6 protein-coding genes are annotated in these 6,345 nt (G+C 70.8%); 2 read left to right on the forward strand and 4 right to left on the reverse strand.

The genetic code is table 11. The features are described 5' to 3' along the window. Positions 1 to 149 precede the first annotated feature (149 nt). Entirely contained in the window at positions 150 to 1,733 is a 1,584-nt protein-coding gene (locus tag V7E46_RS17335; protein WP_333769239.1) for a glycosyltransferase family 2 protein, read from the reverse strand. 291 nt (positions 1,734 to 2,024) lie between these two features. Between V7E46_RS17335 and V7E46_RS17340 the strand changes: the two genes are divergently transcribed. Both V7E46_RS17340 and V7E46_RS17345 read left to right on the forward strand, forming a co-directional pair. Further along, complete coding sequence (locus V7E46_RS17340; protein WP_333769240.1) at positions 2,025 to 3,035, forward strand: glycosyltransferase family 2 protein; 1,011 nt, start codon at positions 2,025 to 2,027, stop codon at positions 3,033 to 3,035. Further along, positions 3,032 to 3,457: a GtrA family protein gene (locus tag V7E46_RS17345; RefSeq protein WP_333769241.1), complete on the forward strand. Its 426-nt coding sequence runs from the start codon at positions 3,032 to 3,034 to the stop codon at positions 3,455 to 3,457. Before V7E46_RS17340 ends, V7E46_RS17345 begins: the two co-directional genes overlap by 4 nt. Before the next feature lie 101 nt (positions 3,458 to 3,558). On the opposite strand, the gene obgE is transcribed toward V7E46_RS17345, so the two are convergent. The 3 genes from obgE to rplU form a co-directional block, all read right to left on the reverse strand. Next, positions 3,559 to 5,001: a GTPase ObgE gene (obgE, locus tag V7E46_RS17350; protein ID WP_329178955.1), complete on the reverse strand. Its 1,443-nt coding sequence runs from the start codon at positions 4,999 to 5,001 to the stop codon at positions 3,559 to 3,561. 124 nt (positions 5,002 to 5,125) lie between these two features. Continuing rightward, on the reverse strand, positions 5,126 to 5,380 hold the full coding sequence (gene rpmA / locus V7E46_RS17355) for a 50S ribosomal protein L27 (protein WP_031514533.1): 255 nt from the start codon (positions 5,378 to 5,380) through the stop codon (positions 5,126 to 5,128). 14 nt (positions 5,381 to 5,394) lie between these two features. Next, positions 5,395 to 5,718: a 50S ribosomal protein L21 gene (gene rplU / locus V7E46_RS17360; RefSeq protein WP_329178953.1), complete on the reverse strand. Its 324-nt coding sequence runs from the start codon at positions 5,716 to 5,718 to the stop codon at positions 5,395 to 5,397. Positions 5,719 to 6,345: the final 627 nt, after the last annotated feature.

Raw genomic sequence — 6,345 nt, forward strand, 5'->3', positions numbered from 1 at the left:
TCGCCCGAAAGCACCGGTGGGGTGCCGCTGATCACAGCGGCACCCCGCTTTCGTGTGCGGCGGGCGGCAGACACACCGCCAGCTCCGGGTGTGGCGGCCGGAGGCCGCCGCGTCGGCCCTGGGCCTGGCCGGCAGGAGGCCGCCCGGCGTCAGCGGGAGCGGCGGAGGCGGCGCAGCCTGGCGCCGAGGACCCGGCGGGCGCCCTCCATGCCGTCCGCGACCCGCAGGATCAGCGTCCTGCCGCCGGTGATGTGCGTCTGCACCAGCAGCACCTGGCCGGTGCGGCGCAGGACCACACCGCGGCCCGCGATCTGGCCGTCCGCGGCCCGCACCTCGACCGGGGTGCGCTGCGACGTCCCCGCGTAGCGGACCTCCGCGCGGATGTGCCAGACGGCGAGCCGTCCGCCGCGGGCCAGGTCGGCGGTACGCAGCCGCACCGCGGCCGACCACGTGCCGTCATCCCCCACCAGCGGGGTCTCCATGGTGGTGGGGGCGCCGGGCTCGCCCCGCTCGACCAGCTCCACCCGCAGCGCCACCGGGTGCAGTGCGGCCAGCCGCCCGTACAGGTCGTGCACCCGCAGGGTGAGCCGGGCGGTGGTGCCGGTCTGCACCATGGCGTCCACCACGATCGGCAGGTCGCGGGGCTCCAGCTCGGCCAGCTCAGGCGGCGCGGTGTCGCCGTACGGCGGTACGAGCCGAGGCGGGCGTCCCGCCAGCTCCACCAGCCGCCCCAGCCCGCCGACACCCGGCTCGGGCCGGTCGGCGCCCGGTGCGAGCAGGGCGCGCACGATCCAGCGGGACGGCACCGAGGCCATCGCGACCGCCTCGCGTTCGAAGCTGCTGACGTAGTCACGGGTGGCCCGCCACCAGTCGGCGACGTACCGCGGTGAGCGCTGCGGGAGCTCGCGTACGTACATCGGCAGGTCGTAGTCCAGGAACTTCGCCTGGGCGGCGAGTGCCAGCTCGGAGGCCGAGGCGTCCCTGAAGGTGTGGAAGGCCTCCCGGTGCGCGGCGATGCGCTGCCGCCAGTTGGTGATGTCGGCGCGGCGCAGCGAGATGGACTGGGTGGCCGCGTGCCGCCGTACGTTCCAGGTGTAGACCGGGGTGTCGATGTAGGCGATACGGGGCCGGGCCGCGTACACCCGGGCGGTGAAGACGAAGTCCTCGTAGTGGAAGGCGCCGTCGGGGAAGATCAGCGAGCGGTCGCGCAGGAAGGCCGTGCGGTACAGCTTGTTGACCGACAGGGTGTCCTTGAGGATCTCCGGGTGCTCGGCGATGCCGCGTACGACGGTGCCGGGCATCTTCGCGCCGGCGGCGGGGTCGTAGATCTCCGGCTGCCAGACGGTCTCGCGGCCCTCCGGCAGCTCCCGGCGGACCGCCCGGCCCGCGGCGACGTCCGCGCCGTGCCGGTCGGCGGCGGCGAGCAGCGCGTCCGCAGCGCCCGGCCGCAGGACGTCGTCGCTGTCCAGGAACAGCAGATAGGGCAGGGTCGCGGCGGCGATGCCGTCGTTGCGGGGGGTGCCGCAGCCGCCGCTGTTGGTGGTCCGGTGGATCACCCGCACCCGCGGGTCGCCGTCGAGCGCGTCGAGCACCTGCGCGGTGCCGTCGGTCGAGCCGTCGTCGACGACGATCACCTCACCGACCTGGTCGCCCTGCGCAAGGGCCGACGCCACCGCGGTGGAGACATGGTCAACGTCATTGTAGGAAATCACGACGACGCTGACGCGTCCCATCGGTGGGTCCTCGCTTCTACCTGAACGGACGGGCTGCGGGATGTCACAGGCCGCCGCTTTCGGGCTGACCATAGTGATCACCATCAAGTCCAAGATACTATTTGTCGCTTTAGTAAGCTGTCACTTGGGTGAACGCCCACTGTACCCATCGGGGCTCCGCACTGAACACTCCCGACCGACGCACGCAAAACCTCGAAGTCCAAGATTTCGCGCCCTAGGCTGACCGCAGAGCGTGCGGCGGAGGGTGCCGCCACATCCCCCCACCTACATGCGGCGCGGAAAGTGATCTCCATGCGACTGTCGATCGTTGTTCCCTGCTACAACGAAGAGGCCGTGATCGACCTCTTCGACCAGCGGATCCGGGAGACCCTGGACACACTCGCCATCGACTACGAGCTGTGCTACGTCGATGACGGCAGCAAGGACGCGACCCTCGAACGGCTCCGCGGCATCGCCAAGAACCACCCGGGCAGCACCCGCTATGTGTCGTTCAGCCGGAATTTCGGCAAGGAGTCCGGCATGCTGGCCGGGCTGCGGGAGGCCACGGGTGACGCGGTCGTCGTCATGGACGCGGACCTCCAGCACCCGCCGGAGCTGATCGCCCGGATGCTGGAGCTGCACGACCTGGGCCACGACCAGGTGATCGCCCGGCGCACCCGCGAGGGCGACAAGAAGATGCGCAGCGCCGTCAGCCGGCTCTACTACCGCATGATCAACAAGTGGGTCGACGTCGAACTCACCGACGGAGTCGGCGACTTCCGGCTGCTGTCCCGCCCCGCGGTGGACGCGCTGCTGTCGATGCCGGAGTACAACCGCTTCTCCAAGGGCCTCTTCTCCTGGATCGGCTTCGACACCGTCACCTTCGACTACCGCAACGCGGCCCGTGAGGCCGGCGAGACGAAGTGGCGCTTCGGGGCGCTGGTCAACTACGGCATGGACGGGCTGATCTCGTTCAACAACCGGCCGCTGCGGCTGGCGATCTACGCCGGGCTCGGGCTCGCCGGGCTGGCGGCGGTCTACGCGGCGGTGATCACCGCGCAGGCGATCATCGAGGGCCCGACCGCACCCGGTTACGTCACGCTGCTCGTGGCGATCACCGGGCTCGGCGGGCTGCAGATGATGATGCTGGGGTTGATAGGCGAGTACATCGGCCGTATCTACTACGAGACCAAGCGCCGCCCGCACTTCCTGGTCAAGGAGACGAACGCGCCGCGGACCTTCCGGGTCGGTGATCAGGCCGGTGCCCCGGTCGGTGAGGTGCGGCAGCGGGCCGCCCCGCAGGACTGGTCGGAGATCCGGTGAGCCGCTCCGTGCCCAGGCTGCCGCCTCAGCTGCTGCAGATAGTCCGCTTCGCCCTGGTCGGCGGGGTCAACACCGCGACCTTCTACGGCTTCTACCTGGCGCTGCATCCGCTGATGCCGTATTTCGCGGCGTATTCGGTGGCGTTCGTGCTGAGCATGATCGGGTCGTTCTTCCTCAACACGTACTTCACTTATCGCACCCGGCCGACGTGGAAGAAGTTCCTCCTCTTCCCGCTGACCAATGTCACGAACTACGTGGTGACCAGCATCGGCGTCTACGCGTTCGTGGAGTGGGCGGGCATGAACGACAAGATCGCCCCGCTGGTGGCCGCGGCCGCCGCGATCCCCTTCACGTACGTGCTCTCCCGCCGCATCCTGACCAGGGACACCCCGCCGGCCACGGCGTACGACCCCGCCCTGTAGTCCAGGCCGGGGCCGGCGCGGTCAGTCCCGGCCCCAGGGGGCCTCACCAGCTTCGGGCGACCGCCCGGACTCCGTCCGGGGACGGGTCCGGGCGGGTGGTCCTACTCGAACGGGTCGAAGCCCCGGTATTCCTCTTCCGCCTCGTCCCGCTCGGCCTGCTTGTCGCGGCGGCGGGTGACCGCCGCGCGGGGAGCGTCGAAGCGGTGGTCCTCGCCGCGGCGGCCGAGCATTTCGGCGCCGGCGGCCATGGTGGGCTCCCAGTCGAAGACGACCGCGTCGTCGTCGCCTCCGATGGCGACGCCGTCGCCCGGCTTGGCGCCGGCCTTGAGGAGTTCGGCCTCGACGCCGAGGCGGTTGAGGCGGTCGGCGAGGTAGCCGACGGCCTCGTCGTTGGCGAAGTCGGTCTGCCGGACCCACCGCTCCGGCTTCTCGCCGCGGACCCGGAAGAGGTCGTCCTCCTCCGCGGTGACCGTGAAGCCCGCGTCGTCGACGGCCTGCGGGCGGATGACGACCCGGGTGGACTCCTGGGCGGGCTGGGCGGCACGCGTGTCGGCGACGATCTTCGCGAGGGCGTAGGACAGCTCCTTGAGGCCCTCGTGGGAGACCGCGGAGACCTCGAAGACCTGGTAGCCGCGGGACTCCAGGTCGGGCCTGATGATCTCGGCCAGGTCGCGCCCGTCGGGCACGTCGATCTTGTTGAGCACGACGATCCGCGGCCGGTCCTCAAGACCGGCGCCGTACGCCCGCAGCTCCGCCTCGATGACGTCCAGGTCGGTCGCCGGGTCGCGCTCGGACTCCAGCGTCGCGGTGTCCAGCACGTGCACCAGCACCGAGCAGCGCTCGACGTGCCGCAGGAACTCAAGGCCCAGGCCGCGCCCCTCGCTGGCGCCGGGGATCAGCCCGGGCACGTCCGCGATCGTGTAGACGGTCGAGCCCGCGGTGACCACACCGAGGTTCGGCACCAGTGTGGTGAACGGGTAGTCCGCGATCTTCGGCTTCGCCGCGGACAGCACCGAGATCAGCGAGGACTTGCCGGCGCTGGGGTAACCCACCAGCGCCACGTCCGCGACGGTCTTCAGCTCCAGCACCACGTCCCGCGCGATGCCCGGCTCGCCGAGCAGCGCGAAACCCGGCGCCTTGCGGCGGGCCGAGGCCAGCGCCGCATTGCCGAGGCCGCCGCGCCCGCCCTGGCCCGCGACATACGTGGTGCCCTGGCCGACCAGGTCGGCCAGCACATTGCCGTGCTTGTCCATCACGACGGTGCCGTCGGGCACCGGCAGCACCAGGTCCGTACCGTCCTTGCCCGACCGGTTGCCGCCCTCCCCCGGTTTGCCGTTGGTGGCCTTGCGGTGCGGGCTGTGGTGGTAGTCGAGCAGCGTGGTGATGTCCTGGTCGACCACCAGGGTCACATCGCCGCCCCGGCCGCCGTTTCCGCCGTCGGGGCCGCCCAGCGGCTTGAACTTCTCCCGGTGCACGGAGGCGCAGCCATGGCCCCCGTTACCCGCGGCGACATGCAGCTCGACGCGGTCCACGAAGGTGGTCATGGCGTTTCCTCCAGATACGTACGGCTTCGCGCGTGTTCACGCGCTGGCATAACACGCCGAGGGCGGCCCCGCTTCCCTGATGCCGGGAAGCGGGTCCGCCCTCGGAAAGTCCTCAGCGTGCCTTTCAGGCGGCCGGAACGATGTTCACGACGCGGCGACCGCGCTTCGTACCGAACTCGACCGCGCCGGCGGACAGCGCGAACAGCGTGTCGTCCTTGCCGATGCCGACGCCGGAGCCGGGGTGGAAGTGGGTGCCGCGCTGGCGGACGATGATCTCACCGGCGTTGACGACCTGGCCGCCGAAGCGCTTCACGCCGAGCCGCTGAGCGTTGGAGTCGCGACCGTTCCGGGTGGACGATGCGCCCTTCTTGTGTGCCATCTCTCCTCAGTCCCTTACTTCGCAGCCGCGGCGGGGATGCCAGTGATCTTCAGCGCCGTGTACTGCTGGCGGTGACCCTGGCGACGGCGGTAGCCGGTCTTGTTCTTGTAGCGCAGAATGTCGATCTTCTGGCCCTTGTGGTGGTCGACGATCTCGGCCTCGACCTTGATCCCGGCCAGCACCCACGGGTCGCTGGTGACGGCTTCGCCGTCCACCACGAGCAGCGTCGAAAGCTCGACTGCGTCGCCGACCTTGCCGGTGGGAATCTTGTCGACCTCGACGATGTCGCCGATGGCCACCTTGTGCTGGCGGCCACCGCTACGCACGATCGCGTACACGCTGAACTCACTCTCTGCTCGATTCGGACCCCTGATGCCAGCCGTCCCGTTGTCGGAACCGGGGGGCCTCTCCCGACTGACCGGGAGGAATGTGCTCAGGAGATGGGCGCAGAAACGCCGAAGCTCAACTTTACGTAGTGCCTCCGGCCCGGTCAAATCCCCCCGGCTCCCCCTCTCCTCCCCGCTGCCGCGGGCGGGCTTTCCCCTGCGCCGCGGGGCGCCCTACCGCTGCCGCGAGGCCTGGGGTACGGCAGCGCCCGGGGGCACCCTTCCGCTGGCGCGGGCTGAGGGGTACGGCTGCGGCGGTGGGTGCCCTACCGGCTGGCGCGGGCTGAGGGTACGGCTCCGGCGGTGGGTGCCTTCCCGCTGGCGCGGGCTGAGGGTACGGCTCCGTCGGTCGGCGCCCTACCGGCTGGCGCGGGGCGGGGGCGCCTTCGCCGCAGAGGGTGCCCACAGGGGCGCGGGGAACGGCGCGCGCAACCCACCACCCACCGTCGTGTGCGAACGGACCGCACCCCCCGGGGGCGCGGGGAACTGCGCGACCAGCCGTCGACAAGCTGCACGTCGCCACGGGCCGAAAAGGGACTGTGCCGTCGCATCCGGACCACCGGCCGGTGGGGGCTGGGC

Origin of the sequence: Streptomyces sp. IBSBF 2435, from assembly GCF_036815005.1 — a bacterium.
Lineage (GTDB): Bacteria > Actinomycetota > Actinomycetes > Streptomycetales > Streptomycetaceae > Actinacidiphila.